The organism is uncultured Parasphingorhabdus sp. (assembly GCF_963975735.1).
In the GTDB taxonomy this organism is placed as follows: Bacteria; Pseudomonadota; Alphaproteobacteria; order Sphingomonadales; family Sphingomonadaceae; genus Parasphingorhabdus.
This window is the reverse complement of the sequence record NZ_CAXBIA010000011.1, coordinates 32,757-45,860: the sequence shown is the minus strand read 5'-3', so window position 1 is coordinate 45,860 and position 13,104 is coordinate 32,757. Positions and strand designations below refer to the sequence as shown.

Annotated in this window: 12 protein-coding genes and 1 tRNA gene; 7 read left to right on the top strand and 6 right to left on the bottom strand. The window is 56.5% G+C overall.

All coding sequences use genetic code 11. From position 1 onward, the window contains the following. The first annotated feature begins 17 nt into the window (after nt 1-17). The 3 genes from plsX to AACZ86_RS12050 all read left to right on the top strand — a co-directional run bounded on the left by plsX (nt 18) and on the right by AACZ86_RS12050 (nt 3,179). Nucleotides 18-1,061, top strand: a complete 1,044-nt coding sequence (gene plsX, locus AACZ86_RS12060; protein ID WP_339692901.1) for a phosphate acyltransferase PlsX — start codon at nt 18-20, stop codon at nt 1,059-1,061. Then, entirely contained in the window at nt 1,058-2,026 is a 969-nt protein-coding gene (locus tag AACZ86_RS12055) for a beta-ketoacyl-ACP synthase III (protein ID WP_339692900.1), read from the top strand. Before plsX ends, AACZ86_RS12055 begins: the two co-directional genes overlap by 4 nt. 112 nt (nt 2,027-2,138) lie before the next feature. Beyond that, nucleotides 2,139-3,179, top strand: coding sequence for a helix-turn-helix transcriptional regulator (locus tag AACZ86_RS12050; RefSeq protein ID WP_339692899.1), 1,041 nt, complete (start codon nt 2,139-2,141; stop codon nt 3,177-3,179). Nucleotides 3,180-3,199: 20 nt separating this feature from the next. Here the strand turns inward: AACZ86_RS12050 and AACZ86_RS12045 are convergent. Beyond that, a tRNA-Val gene (locus tag AACZ86_RS12045) sits at nt 3,200-3,274 on the bottom strand. A 43-nt stretch (nt 3,275-3,317) separates the two neighbouring features. After that, nucleotides 3,318-3,695 (bottom strand): response regulator, encoded by a 378-nt coding sequence (locus AACZ86_RS12040; RefSeq protein WP_339692898.1) that lies wholly within the window; start codon nt 3,693-3,695, stop codon nt 3,318-3,320. A gap of 138 nt (nt 3,696-3,833) precedes the next feature. On the opposite strand from AACZ86_RS12040, the gene AACZ86_RS12035 reads away from it, so the two are divergent. Then, nucleotides 3,834-4,721, top strand: coding sequence for an N-formylglutamate amidohydrolase (locus AACZ86_RS12035; protein ID WP_339692896.1), 888 nt, complete (start codon nt 3,834-3,836; stop codon nt 4,719-4,721). Between the two features lie 228 nt (nt 4,722-4,949). On the opposite strand, the gene AACZ86_RS12030 is transcribed toward AACZ86_RS12035, so the two are convergent. Then, nucleotides 4,950-5,735, bottom strand: a complete 786-nt coding sequence (locus AACZ86_RS12030; RefSeq protein ID WP_339693011.1) for a SapC family protein — start codon at nt 5,733-5,735, stop codon at nt 4,950-4,952. A 52-nt stretch (nt 5,736-5,787) separates the two neighbouring features. Then, the gene (locus AACZ86_RS12025; RefSeq protein WP_339692894.1) at nt 5,788-7,236 is read right to left on the bottom strand and encodes an FAD-binding oxidoreductase; all 1,449 of its coding nucleotides are present in this window, start codon (nt 7,234-7,236) and stop codon (nt 5,788-5,790) included. A gap of 176 nt (nt 7,237-7,412) precedes the next feature. On the opposite strand from AACZ86_RS12025, the gene AACZ86_RS12020 reads away from it, so the two are divergent. Together AACZ86_RS12020 and AACZ86_RS12015 are read left to right on the top strand one after the other, a co-directional pair. Next, nucleotides 7,413-7,919 (top strand): hypothetical protein, encoded by a 507-nt coding sequence (locus AACZ86_RS12020; RefSeq protein WP_339692892.1) that lies wholly within the window; start codon nt 7,413-7,415, stop codon nt 7,917-7,919. Between the two features lie 107 nt (nt 7,920-8,026). Continuing rightward, the gene (locus AACZ86_RS12015) at nt 8,027-9,460 is read left to right on the top strand and encodes a DEAD/DEAH box helicase (protein WP_339692890.1); all 1,434 of its coding nucleotides are present in this window, start codon (nt 8,027-8,029) and stop codon (nt 9,458-9,460) included. Nucleotides 9,461-9,499: 39 nt separating this feature from the next. Here AACZ86_RS12015 and AACZ86_RS12010 read toward each other — a convergent pair whose 3' ends face one another. Then, on the bottom strand, nt 9,500-10,099 hold the full coding sequence (locus AACZ86_RS12010) for a hypothetical protein (RefSeq protein WP_339692888.1): 600 nt from the start codon (nt 10,097-10,099) through the stop codon (nt 9,500-9,502). A 126-nt stretch (nt 10,100-10,225) separates the two neighbouring features. After that, complete coding sequence (locus tag AACZ86_RS12005) at nt 10,226-11,653, bottom strand: sigma-54 dependent transcriptional regulator (RefSeq protein ID WP_339692886.1); 1,428 nt, start codon at nt 11,651-11,653, stop codon at nt 10,226-10,228. Between the two features lie 313 nt (nt 11,654-11,966). On the opposite strand from AACZ86_RS12005, the gene AACZ86_RS12000 reads away from it, so the two are divergent. Continuing rightward, a complete protein-coding gene (locus AACZ86_RS12000; RefSeq protein WP_339692884.1) occupies nt 11,967-13,097 on the top strand; it encodes a Re/Si-specific NAD(P)(+) transhydrogenase subunit alpha in 1,131 nt (376 codons plus the stop codon). Nucleotides 13,098-13,104: the final 7 nt, after the last annotated feature.

The window sequence follows — 13,104 nt, the reverse complement described above, 5'->3', positions numbered from 1 at the left end:
GGGAATAACTGGTGGGAATGAGGCCGCGAATCGCGATTGATGCGATGGGCGGAGATGAAGGCCCGCGAGTCATGGTTGCAGGCGCTGCGCTCGCGCGGCACCGCCATGCAGGTTTTCAGTTCCTTTTTGTCGGTGACGAAGCGCAGATCAGAGATGCGCTCAAGGATCACCCCAATCTCAGCGCGGCATCCGATATTTTGCATGCACCGGATGTTGTGTCCGGCGACGACAAGCCGGGCCAGGCGCTGCGCAATTCCAAGACAACATCCATGGGCATGGCCGTCAATGCCGTGAAGACCGGTGAGGTTAGCGCTGCGGTCAGTGCTGGCAATACCGGCGCTCTCATGGCCATCGCCAAGCTGGCGCTGCGCACGATGCCGGGCATTGACCGTCCCGCATTGTCGGCACTGCTGCCGACGATGAAAGAGACCGATGTCGTCATGCTCGATCTCGGCGCCAACACCGAATGCAACAGCCGGAATCTGGTGCAATTCGCGGTGATGGGCGCTGCCTACAGCCGGATCATGCACGGCTTTGACCGGCCCAAGGTAAAGCTGCTGAATATCGGTACCGAAGAAGCAAAAGGTACGGGCACGATACAGGAAGCCGCGGCGACGCTGAAAGGTGCCGCTGGCCTGCATATGAATTTTCTCGGATTTACCGAAGCGGACAAGATATCGACCGGAGAGGTGGATGTGATTGTGACCGACGGCTTCTCCGGCAACGTCGCCCTCAAGGCGCTGGAAGGCACGGCGCGGTTTGTCACCGATCTGCTCAAGCAAAGCTTTCTCAGTAGCCTCCGTTCCAAAATCGGGTTCCTGATATCCCGGCCAGCGACCGAAATGCTGCGTGACCAACTCGATCCCAACAATCATAACGGGGCGGTATTTCTTGGTCTGAACGGCGTGGTCGTGAAAAGCCATGGCAGCGCAGATGCAAAAGGCGTGGCCAATGCGGTCGAAGTTGCCGCTCGTCTCGTGGAGGATAGTATATTGGAACGCATCAGCGAAGATCTGACAAAAATCAGTGAAGCAGCCCCGGTCACAGAGGTGACGAAATGAGCGCTGCCGCCACACGTTCGGTTATCAAGGGAACCGGTTCAGCTTTGCCGCGAACCCGCGTCTCCAACGCCGAACTGGCGAAGCGGGTCGATACCACCGACGAATGGATTGTCGAGCGAACCGGTATAAAATTCCGTCATATTGCCGAGGATGACGAGACGACATCCAGCCTGGCCATCGAAGCGGGTGGAAAGGCCATGGAGGCCGCAGGCTTGTCCGGCTCTGATATTGATTTGATCATCGTCGCAACGGCAACGCCCGACCAGACATTTCCGGCAACCGCGACGATCGTTCAGGACGCGCTGGACTGTAACGGTTGCGTTGCTTTTGATGTGGCTGCGGTCTGCTCCGGCTTCCTGTACGCCCTTTCGGTAGCGGACAGCATGATCCGGGTAGGCAGCGCGAAAAATGCGCTGGTGATCGGCGCAGAAACATTCAGCCGCATACTCGATTGGGAAGATCGCGGGACCTGTGTGCTCTTCGGAGACGGTGCGGGTGCGGTTGTGCTTTCGGCCGAACAGGGTGAAAGAGGCGTGCTTGCCACGCGTTTGCACGCCGATGGCGCGCACAATCAGCTATTATATGTTGATGGCGGAGCCGGAACGACCGGAACGGTTGGCAAGCTGCGCATGAAGGGCCGCGAGGTTTTCCGCCATGCCGTTGTCAATCTGGCTTCGGTCCTGAAAGAAGTTCTGGAAGAAGCGGGTGAATCGATCGAAAATGTTGACTGGGTGGTCCCGCATCAGGCCAATGCCCGGATATTGGATGCCACCGCCAAGAAGCTGAATCTCCCTCCCGAAAAAGTAATCAAGACCGTCGACATACATGCCAATACTTCGGCAGCATCGGTCCCGCTGGCTCTTGATGCCGCTGTGCGTGACGGTAGAATCAAGGCTGGAGATTTGCTGGTTCTGGAGGCTATGGGCGGCGGATTTACCTGGGGAGCCTCGGTCATCCGTTACTGAACATGTTGTTTTCGCTTATATATTGATCCCGATTTTACATCTTCGTCGCTAATTTTACATCTTTGTCGAAAGCCGGTTGAGAATATTCCATTCTCCGCTCTAGCTTGGCAATATGGTATATCCAGCAACCACAAATCTGACGATCTCTGCCCAGTTTCTATATCGCGCCTATCTCAGCTGCCATGCTCTCCAAGCGCGCAAGCCCCAGCTATTGAATGCGCTGCAATGTTCTGAAGCGGAATTGCGAGATCCCGGCTATCAACTGAGGGATGATTCGATTGCCAGTCTTTGCGCCGCGGCGCGAGGAGAGCTCAACCGAACGGATATCCATTCGGCGATCGGGCAGCAGTTGGTTCCGCAGGGGTTTTCCGACCTTGGATTTGCTGCCTTTTTCCAGCCCAATTTTGGCGAGGCGCTGATCCAGCTGGTAACGGAGCAAGGATTGGGCGGTGAGCAGCCGGTCGTAAAACTCATGCCCCTCTCTTCCGGTGACCGTCTTGTCTGGAACGATGACAGGCAGGTCTCGTCCGACCTTGTCCATGTCGTCTTTGCACTTATCTATTATTGTGGTGAAGCGCTGGCCGAACGTCGCTTCCGTACAGTGAAGGCCGTGCATTTTGCGCACCCCCGGCCCGAAGGGTTCAGGGGGTTCGGGGAAGGCGATTCGAAGCGCGAGCCGATTTTCTGCCATTTCAATCGCCCGTCCACTTATCTCGAATATCATCGATCGGCGATGACCAAGCCATTGCCGCGTTACAATCCAGCGATCGTTTCCGCTACCGGGAGCCAGAAGGCCGCCTTCGCACGGGGCAGATTCGAACGGGAGAATCTCGCGAAGCTGACCTATCAATATCTATTATATCTCCTCGACAAATCCGGGCTCAGTCTTGACGCTGCTGCCCTGACATTTGGCATGGCAGAACGGACATTGCGCCGCAAATTGGTGGCAGAAGGCATATCCTATCGTCAGTTGCTGGAGCAGGTCAGACGGGATACCTGCCATCTCTATTTTCTCGAAGGGACGCGAAATCTGTCCGAAATAGCCGCGAAACTGGGATATAGTGAATTGAGCGCCTTCACGCGCGCTTATACAAGCTGGTATGGCCATCCGCCGAGCCAGGACACTGGCACGGCGACGGCACTTGCCGCCTGACGAATAATTATTCCGGAAAATGGTGGGCGTAGAGAGAGTTGAACTCCCGACCCCTTCGATGTCAACGAAGTGCTCTACCACTGAGCTATACGCCCACGCTGGAGGCCGTCTAGCCAGCCGCTTCGGCTGGCGCAAGGCTTAATTCAAGTCGCTGATACTGTCCGGTTCAAACAGCCGGTCAACCTCCAGAACCAGATCCCGCAAATGGAAGGGTTTCGACAAAATTTTTGCTTTCGGAACCGACTGTCCCGCGCGTAATGTCACGCCGGAAAAACCGGTAATAAACATGACCTGGGTTTCCGGGCAGACCGAGGCGCAATGTTGTGCCAATTCGATTCCATCCATTTCCGGCATTACAATGTCGGTCAAAAGAAGGTCGAATTTTTCCGAATCGAGCAACGGAACAGCCGCAGTTCCGCGGTCCACAGCGACAACTTCATAGTTGGCTTTCTCCAGAGCCCGTGTAAGATGCTCACGCATCGCCTGTTCATCTTCCGCGAGGAGAATCCTGATCATTTTGTCGCGCCTTTCCGAATATGTCTGATTTCAGACCGGCGATTATGCCGAGGCCACTCTATAAGTGCAAATCGGTTAATTTTTTCCCGAGGCCGATGAATTTTCTGCTGGTTGGTGTCAGCGTTTCAGGGAATGAACATGACTAACGTCGATCCTGACCAACATTTGCCCTCGGTGTCGGCCTTTTCCCTGACCAATGTCGAAGCGTTGAAATTTCCGGTGCTGGTCAGCGTGCCTCACGCCGGCAGGGAATATCCGGCGGCGCTGCTCGACAATCTAAACGTCCCGGCGTCCCATCTGCTCCGGCTGGAAGATCGCTATGCCGATCGGCTCGCGGCGTCGGCCATTACTTCCGGATTTCCTGCGATCATTGCCCGGAAGCCGCGGGCTTGGGTTGACCTTAATCGTAGTCGCACGGAAATCGATCCGGATATGGTCGTCGGGATGGATCCGGCACAGGCACCGAGGATCAGCAGGAAGGTAAGGGGCGGCTTGGGCATTGTGCCACGGCGTCTGCACGGGGCTGGCAATCTCTGGCGGGAGAAGTGGCAATATCAGCATGTTCTGGACCGGATAGACCAGGACCACGAACCCTATCATTCAATGGTCGAGCATATTCTCGAGCAGATCCGATCCGCTTTTGGCTGCGCACTCTTGTTGGATCTGCACAGCATGCCGTCGGTGTTTGACGAGAATCGCCGCCAGATTGCTTTTGTTATCGGCGACCGCTTCGGCCGTAGCTGCGAATCGCGATATGCGGAACTGGCCGCAGACCATTTCCGGAGCGGGGGCCATCAAGTTCAGGCAAACCATCCCTATTCCGGCGGCTATATTCTGGAACGCCATGGCAAGCCCCAGCGCAATATCCATGCATTGCAGCTCGAGGTAGACCGTTCCCTGTATCTCGATGAAAGTCTTCGCGAGCCGATTGCCGTAGCGGGGGCCGTAGCGGAATTGATCCGGAACTGTTGCACGATGCTCGCCGAACAGCTGTCTGCCCGCGATCAGCTGGAAGCAGCGGAATAAGAGAATCGCAATAAAAAACCACCTCGCCGGTTAGGCGAGGTGGCCAAGGTTCAGGGAGGTGGCATTTCAAAGAAATGCCTGCATGGATCCAATCGGGGGATGCAGACCCATACAGGATATTATGTGGGCGCTATTGAAATGACTTTCAAGTCCCAATCAACGGAATATTATTCAGCTCCCGCCGCCCCGGTTCGACCGAACCGGAAGCGGCTGATGCCAGCGCTGCGGCTAGGCCGGAACGGTCGGCGCTTCCGTCACTTGTGGCATTTTTCCGGCGCTAACCTGTCTTGCGAAAACTTCGCGCATCAACTGTAGCGAGAAGAGATGGGCGTAGATCAATGGCAACATGCCATTCTGGTTGATCTTGCGGAGCTCGTCGCCGCGCATGTCGCGCAATTTCTCTTCGTTGACCATTTTAAATCCGCGATAGACGAAGGGTTTTTCAACGCCGGTCTGTTGAATGGAGACTTCGCCATCCATCAACAGGCCCAGTTTCTCCAGTTCCTGGACAAATTGACCGGTGCGTTGGCCTGCCTGTTCAAACTGCTCGCAGAAATTCAGGATATTCTTCGTGGTTTCGCTGGGCTGGTCCTTGTCAAACAGCGCGTCCCCTTCCTTGTGATCACCGATCGCATCGGTTGTCGGGTCGAAGCAAAGCGAAAGCTCTTCTGCATCCGGACGCAATTTCGCGAGCATGAAGGGATAGCGTCGGACGTAGGCCGGAACATAGGCCGGTTCGCTGAATTTACCATCGTCGCCCAGGAACGTGTTCACGCCTTCGTTCAGACCCATGAGAATCAGGGGAACACTATTTTCACCAACCGAAAATACGATCGGATAGCTGCGCGCGGCATTGATGAATTCATCCGAGGTAATCGGAATGGCATGCTGCGTTTGCATGAAGGACGCGTTGTCGAGTCCTTTGACTTTCCATTTCGCATGCTCGTTCGAGTTGAGCGGGACGAGGTCTTTGTAGAACATTGGTAGTGCTTGCGCTTGCGACGTGCTCGCCATGGTCAAATTCTCCGAAAAAATTTCTGTTGAAGCCGAATAGTTATCTTGCGCTTTAAGAGCCTGACTGGTCCGACGCAAGAGGAACGAGTTTGCCCGGGTTCATAATGTTCTTTGGATCGATCGCGGTTTTTATTGCGCGCAAAACAGAGAGGCGCGCATCGGACGACAGTCGCTCCAGTTCCGTGCGCTTGCTCTGTCCGATACCATGTTCTGCCGATATCGAGCCGCCCGCTGCGATGACCAGGTCATGGACCAGCGGGGTTATCTTCTGGGCATATTCCCGCGGCCAGTCCGGTGATTGTGCACCCGGCGGGGCTTTCACGTGAAAATGGACGTTGCCGTCTCCCATATGGCCGAATGCAAGAACCTCGGTGCCCGGGAATTTCGCTTCGATGATCGGCGATGCTTCGTTGATAAACCCGGCCATGCCGGGCACCGGAACGCTTATGTCATGCTGCAGGGCGGGGCCGTTGGCACGCTCTGCTTCGGAGATGGAATCCCGGATCTTCCAGAAATCCTCCGCCTGCCGTTCGCTGGCCGCCAGCGTTGCATCTTCGATCAAATCCCGCTCCATTGCGGTTGCGAGCAGGCCTTCGGTCACTGACCTCGGATTTTGTGCTTCCGGATGATCGCGGACAATTTCGATGAGCACATGCCAGCGATGCGCGCCTTCCAATGGCGAGCGGGTGCCCGGGATGTGGCGCAGCACCGAAGCCAAGCAGGTCTCGGGAATGATTTCAAAGCCTTCCAGCGATTGCGGCGCCCGGCTATTGAGAAAACGGAATAGCTGATAGGCCTGATCTGTGCTGCCGACCGCGGCCCAGGCAACGCAGCGATCAACGAGAGCGGGTACGGTTCTCAATGTTGCGGCGGTTACGACGCCCAATGTGCCTTCGCCGCCGACGAACAATTGTTTCAGATCATAGCCGCGATTGTCCTTTTTGAGTGCTGCCAGTCCGTCGAAGATGCTGCCGTCCGGTAATACACCCTCAATCCCGGCCACCAGCGCGCGCATCGTTCCGTGGCGCAACACTTGGGTACCGCCGGCATTTGTCGAAACCAGCCCGCCGACCGTGGCGGACCCTTTGCCGCCGAGGGTTAACGGGAATCTCTGTCCTTCTGTTGCGAGGGCATCGTGCAGATTCTGGAGTATGACGCCGGCCTCGCACAACACCAATTGGTCTTCCGGGGCTATCGCGCGAATCTGGTTCATCCGGCGGAGTGACAGGAGGATCGACTGGCCGTTGGCATCAGGCGTAGCGCCGCCGACCATGCCACTATTGCCACCTTGGGGAACGACCGATATCGCGTTTTCATTCGCGATCTTCAATATATCTGCTGTCTCCTGCGTGGTTGCAGGAGAGATCATGGCCATCGCCGCACCAGTATAATGTCCGCGCCAGTCGGTGAGCCAGGGTGCCATATCATCATCGGCGCATGTAAAGCCCTTCGTGCCGACAACCGACTGCATCTGCTCCTGCCATTTCGGCGTTTTCGACATATTTTCGCTCCTGCATTGTCGCTTTGCTATTTCGCCTTATGATGGTCGAAGCCCTGCAGGGGCTATCGAGATCGGCAAATTGGCGCAAGGCGACACAATAGATGATAAGTTGTCAGTTCATGCAATATTCAATCGCCGCTGATATAGCGAAGACAAGGGTTAATTAAGGGATTTCGGTGAGCCTGTCACTTCTTGCGATATTGCTGCTCTCTGTACCAGATGTGCGGGGAATTCAGCCGGTGGACATTTCGTCTCCCGACACGGACGCGGCTGGAACCTATGTGTCAGCCCGACCGCGTGCCTATGCGCAGGTCCGGATTGAAAAGCGGGTGATCATCCGGGTGCCGCGCCAGCGGCCCAGTTCATTGGCGCCGAGAGCCGATTTTTCACAAGAGATTCCGCAGCAGACTTACAAAGAAAAGAAAATAGGCAAATGTCTGCCAATGGACAATATTCTCGGGGTACAGATGTTTGCGGATCAATATCTCGACCTGCTGACACGGGACCGCAAGCGGATCAGGGCGCAGCTCGAGGAGAATTGTCCGTCGCGCAGTTTCTATTCCGGTTTTTACATGGAAAAGTCGGGCGATGGAAAAATATGTGCGGGGAGGGATATCCTGCACTCGCGCACCGGGGCCAAATGCGAAATTGAACGATTTCGCGAACTTGTTCCGCGACGCTAGATCAAGCGAGAAAGCTTGACAAATTCGGGATATGCGACCATTGCCCGGCACGGCCGAAAGGCTAAGACAGGATGCAAGGGTGCATCCTATATTTTTCCGGAACTACTATGAAATTTGCCGATCTCGGCCTGTCTGAAGAATTGCTGAAATCCGTAGCCGAAGCTGGCTATGACGAACCGACGCCGATTCAGGCGCAAGCCATTCCTCCCGTACTGATGATGAAAGATATCATCGGCATTGCCCAGACCGGCACAGGCAAGACCGCGAGTTTTGTGCTGCCGATGATTGACATCCTGGCGCATGGCCGGTCGCGCGCACGGATGCCGCGGTCGCTGATCCTTGAGCCGACCCGCGAACTGGCGGCACAGGTTGCGGAGAATTTCGAGAAATATGGCAAGAACCATAATCTCAGCATGGCGCTGCTTATCGGCGGTGTTTCCATGGGCGACCAGATCAAGGCGCTCGAAAAGGGCGTTGATGTATTGATTGCGACACCCGGCCGGTTGATGGATCTTTTCGATCGCGGACGGATTTTGATGTCTGGCTGCGAATTGCTGGTCATCGACGAAGCGGACCGGATGCTCGATATGGGCTTCATTCCCGATATCGAATCGATCTGTTCGAAATTGCCGGCGACGCGTCAGACGATGCTGTTCTCGGCCACGATGCCGCCGCCAATCAAGCGATTGTCGGACCAGTTTCTCAACAATCCGAAATATATCGAGGTCTCTCGTCCGGCAACGGCCAACACTTCGATCGATCAGTCGCTGATGGAGGTTGCTCCGAAGGCCAAGCGCAAGCTGATCGTCGACATATTGGATCATGAAGGCGTCGATACCGCGATCATTTTCTGCAATCGCAAGACCGAGGTTCGGGATCTTTGCCAGAGCCTGCGCAAGGACGGCTTTGATGCCGGGCAGATTCATGGCGACATGGATCAAAGCTCGCGTCTCGCGGAACTGGACCGTTTCAAGTCCGGCGAAATCAACATTTTATGCGCGTCCGATGTCGCCGCTCGCGGGCTGGACATCAAAGGCGTCAGCCATGTTATCAATTATGATATCCCCTGGCATCCCGATGATTATATTCACCGGATTGGCCGCACCGGCCGCGCTGGTGCCACCGGCGTTGCGATCACCTTTGTGACCCGCAGCGATGCGGAACATGTCGATAGTATCCAGAAGCTGACCGGCATGACAATTCCGGTCCGCACCGAACGCAAGGGCAGCAAGGGCGGCAATATGCCGACTGACAAGGCTCCGGCGAAATCCGCGTCGGACAAGCCGGTTTCGGAAAAATCAAAAGCGCCACGGCGTGATGATGCACCCAAGAAACCACGGCAGGATGACCGGCCGAAAAAGGCGCAGCAAGACGAGGCTCCAAAGCCGCCACGGCAAGAAGACGCGCCGAAGAAGCCGGCCCGCGCTGCCAAGGTCCGCGAAGAAAAACCGCCTGTGGTTCAGGATAGCAATGACGACGGTACCGATGACGGCTGGAACGGCCCGATGCCGAGTTTTCTGGGTGCCAAGCTCAACCGCTAGGCAAATAGCAGACTTTGGATAGGTTCCGCCGCCAGGCTGCTATTTCAGCGTCAGGCTGTCCAGGATTGTCGCGGCCAGCGCGTCCGTCGACTTGGATTGATCGGCGGCATAGGTGATTTCCGCTTGCACCATCGTGCCATCGGGCTTGCGGAGCAGACGCTGGCTGGATTTCAGACCGTTGGTCAATATGCCCGAAGCGCGATATTCATTCTTGCCGACCGGCGCGCCCTCCATGGCGTCATTGCCGTCCTCGATCGCCTGGACCGCTTTGCTCCAGGCGGCATCTTCGCGATTTTCCACCCAGCTGACAGCCAGCTTGGTGCCGCTCGCCGTTTCGGTATATACTTGGCCATTGTCGTCGCTCGCCGATTTATCAACGGTCCAGCCGCTCGGCACCATGATGGTGTAGCCGCGCAGGGCGTTGGCATAGCTTTCCATGCTGGTGAGGTCGACCTCTGCTGTCGCACCATCGCCCTCCGCCGCTTCCTGACGGATCGCCTCGCTCGCCGCATCCGCCTGTTTTGCAAGTTCTTCGCTGGATGGAACATCGCCCACCGCTTCCTGTTTTCCGCAGGCGGAGAGGAGCAAAGCGAGCGTCAGGGCTGCGCCGATTGGAAGATTTGGAAGCATGTTTTTCATGGAAGCAGACTTAAGGCCCGCGATGCGAAACATCAATGGCGATGTTGGATTTCCCGCATTTGCCATTGGCCGAAAATGTCAAATCCAACAGGGTCCAACATATGATCCAACAAGAAAAAGCCGGATTTACGCGGCGTTATCGATGCCCAGATCGGCAAGCTTGCGATAGAGAGTCGAGCGTCCGATACCCAGTCGCCGTGCAACTTCGGTCATCCGGCCGCGATAATGACCGATGGCCAGGCGGATCACGTCGGCTTCTATTTCTTCCAGTGGCCGCAAATTGCCGTCTTCGCAATATAGCGTGATGCCGATACCTTCCGGGCTGCTGATCAGATGCGAGCCGTCATCCCCGGTTTCGGCGACAAACGAGGCGATCTGCGGAAATTCGTCGCAGGTCAGGGCATTGCGGTCGCACATGACCGCGGCGCGGAACAGCACGCTTTGCAATTGCCGGACATTGCCCGGCCAGCGATAGCTGCGCAGCAGATTCAGCGCTTCGTCGGTAATGCCAAGGCTGCGCAGGCCCGGCTGCAGGGCGAGGCGGGCGAGGAAGTGCCGCGCCAGTGCCGGAATGTCGCCGGTCCGGTCGCGGAGCGGCGGGATGGTGAGCTGGACGACATTCATCTGATAATAGAGATCTTCGCGGAAATTATCTTTCTCGACCTCCCGTTGCAGCTTGCGATTGGTCGCCGCGATAATTCTGACGTCGAGCTGGAAACTGTTCGGGCTGCCCAGAGGCTGAATATCCGAATGTTTCAGGAAGCGCAGCAGCCGGACCTGGGTTTCGGGTGGAATCCGGTCGACCTCGTCGAGGAAAATCGTGCCACCTTCGGCTTGCTGGAGCAGTCCGATCTTGCGGTCAAACGCGCCGGTGAAGGCGCCCTTTTCGTGACCGAACAGGATTGAATCGAGCAGATTGCCGGTGATCGCTCCGCAATTGAGCTTGAGCATCGGCTGTTTGGAACGCGGGCTGGCAGCGTGGATGGCGTCGGCAATGACTTCCTTGCCAACCCCGCCTTCGCCTTCGATCAATACCGGAACCCGGGCGCGGGCAGCCTTGGCGGCGATTGCCAAGGCGGTACGGAACGCAGGTGTTGCGCCGACGATTTCTTCAAATTCGAGCGGTACCGAAATTTTCTCGGTGAGCGGGCGCAGTTCGCCATCATCTTTCGAAGATTCGACTGCGGCATCGAGCGCCTTGAGCATCAGTTCCGGGGCGACCGGCTTGATCAGATAGTCGGTGGCGCCTGCGCGTACAGCATCGACGGCCTCGGAGATCGAGCCGACGGCGGTCAGCATCAGGACCGGCAAGGCTGGCCGGCGCGATTTCAGTTCGGCGATCAGTTCGGTGGCTTCGGAACCCGGCACCCAGTGATCGAGAATGATCGCGTCGAGCATCATCCCGTCCTGCGTGCCCAGTGTCGCAATCGCGGTTTCCGCGTCGCGGGCATAGATCGTCCGGAAACCGGCCCGTGAGGCCAGCGCGGATATCAACCGGCATTGCGCTGGCTCATCATCGATGAGCAGCAGTAGTTTAGTGCCGTTTTGTGCCATTTTTATCCCGATTGTCCCAAAATGAGGCATATCAATAGCGCCAACCGGTAAAGAGCCGATTAAAGGACGGATAAATTTTCTATCCAAAATGACGGTGGGTAAGACTTGAGCAGCAGCTAATATAGCGTTACACATCGCGCCAGTTTTGAACGAATATGAAAAAATGGGGAAGTCATGACATCGAATGATAATTTTGGCGCAGCTGAGGAATCCTACAACCGTTTCCTGTCACTGCTGAAAATCGGAACAATCGGATCCGTTCTTGTCGCGACGTTGGTGGTTATACTCATATCCTAACTGATTGGAATATACTGTGAAAATCGCGGTTTTGAAGGAACTCGCCGATGGCGAGAAGCGTGTCAGCGCGTCGCCAGAAACGGTCAAGAAATTTATCGCTCTCGGCGCTTCGATAACCGTGGAAAAGGGAGCGGGTATTTCTGCGTCGGTTTCCGACAAGGATTATCAGGATATGGGGGCGACAATCGGAACGCGCGCGGCCGTCCTGAAAGACGCCGACATCGTTCTTGCGGTGCAGGGCCCCGACCCGGTTTCACTGAAAGGCATCAAGAAAGGCGCGTGGCTGGTTGCCAGCCTCAATCCTTTCGGCGAGCGCAAACGGGTCGATGCTTATGCCAAGCTGGGCATTGATGCGCTGGCGATGGAATTCATGCCGCGGATCACCCGCGCCCAGTCGATGGACATATTGTCATCGCAATCCAATCTGTCGGGTTATAAATCGGTGCTCGAAGCCGCCGCCCATTATGGCCGCGTCTTTCCGATGATGATGACCGCAGCGGGCACGGTTTCCGCCGCGCGCTGTTTCATCATGGGGGTCGGCGTTGCCGGTCTGCAGGCGATTGCCACCGCGAGACGGCTTGGCGCCCAGGTCAGCGCGACCGACGTGCGGGCCGCGACAAAGGAACAGATTCAATCGCTCGGCGCGAAACCGATATTTGTTGAATCGGTCGAAGGCATCGCAGGCGAAGGCACCGGCGGCTATGCCACGGAAATGAGCGAGGAATATCAGAAGGCACAAGCCGAGCTGGTCTCCGCCCATATCGCCAAGCAGGATATTGTGATTACCACTGCGTTGATCCCCGGTCGCCCTGCGCCCCGTCTGATTTCGGACGCGCAGATCAAGACCATGCGCACCGGCAGCGTGATCGTCGACCTGGCAGCAGAGCAGGGCGGCAATGTCGAAGGCGCGGTCGCCGGCAAAGTTGTCGAGAAGCATGGCGTCAAGATCATCGGCGCGAATAATATGCCGTCGAGCATGGCAGCCGACAGCTCGGCCCTGTTCTCGCGCAATCTCTATAATTTTCTCAGCGCTTACTGGGACGAAGAGGCCAAGCGGCCGGTTCTGCCCGATGACGACGAGGTAACAATTGGCATACGCCTGACCAAAGATGGCAAGGTTGTGAACGAGCGCCTTCTGGCGAAATAGGGGTTAG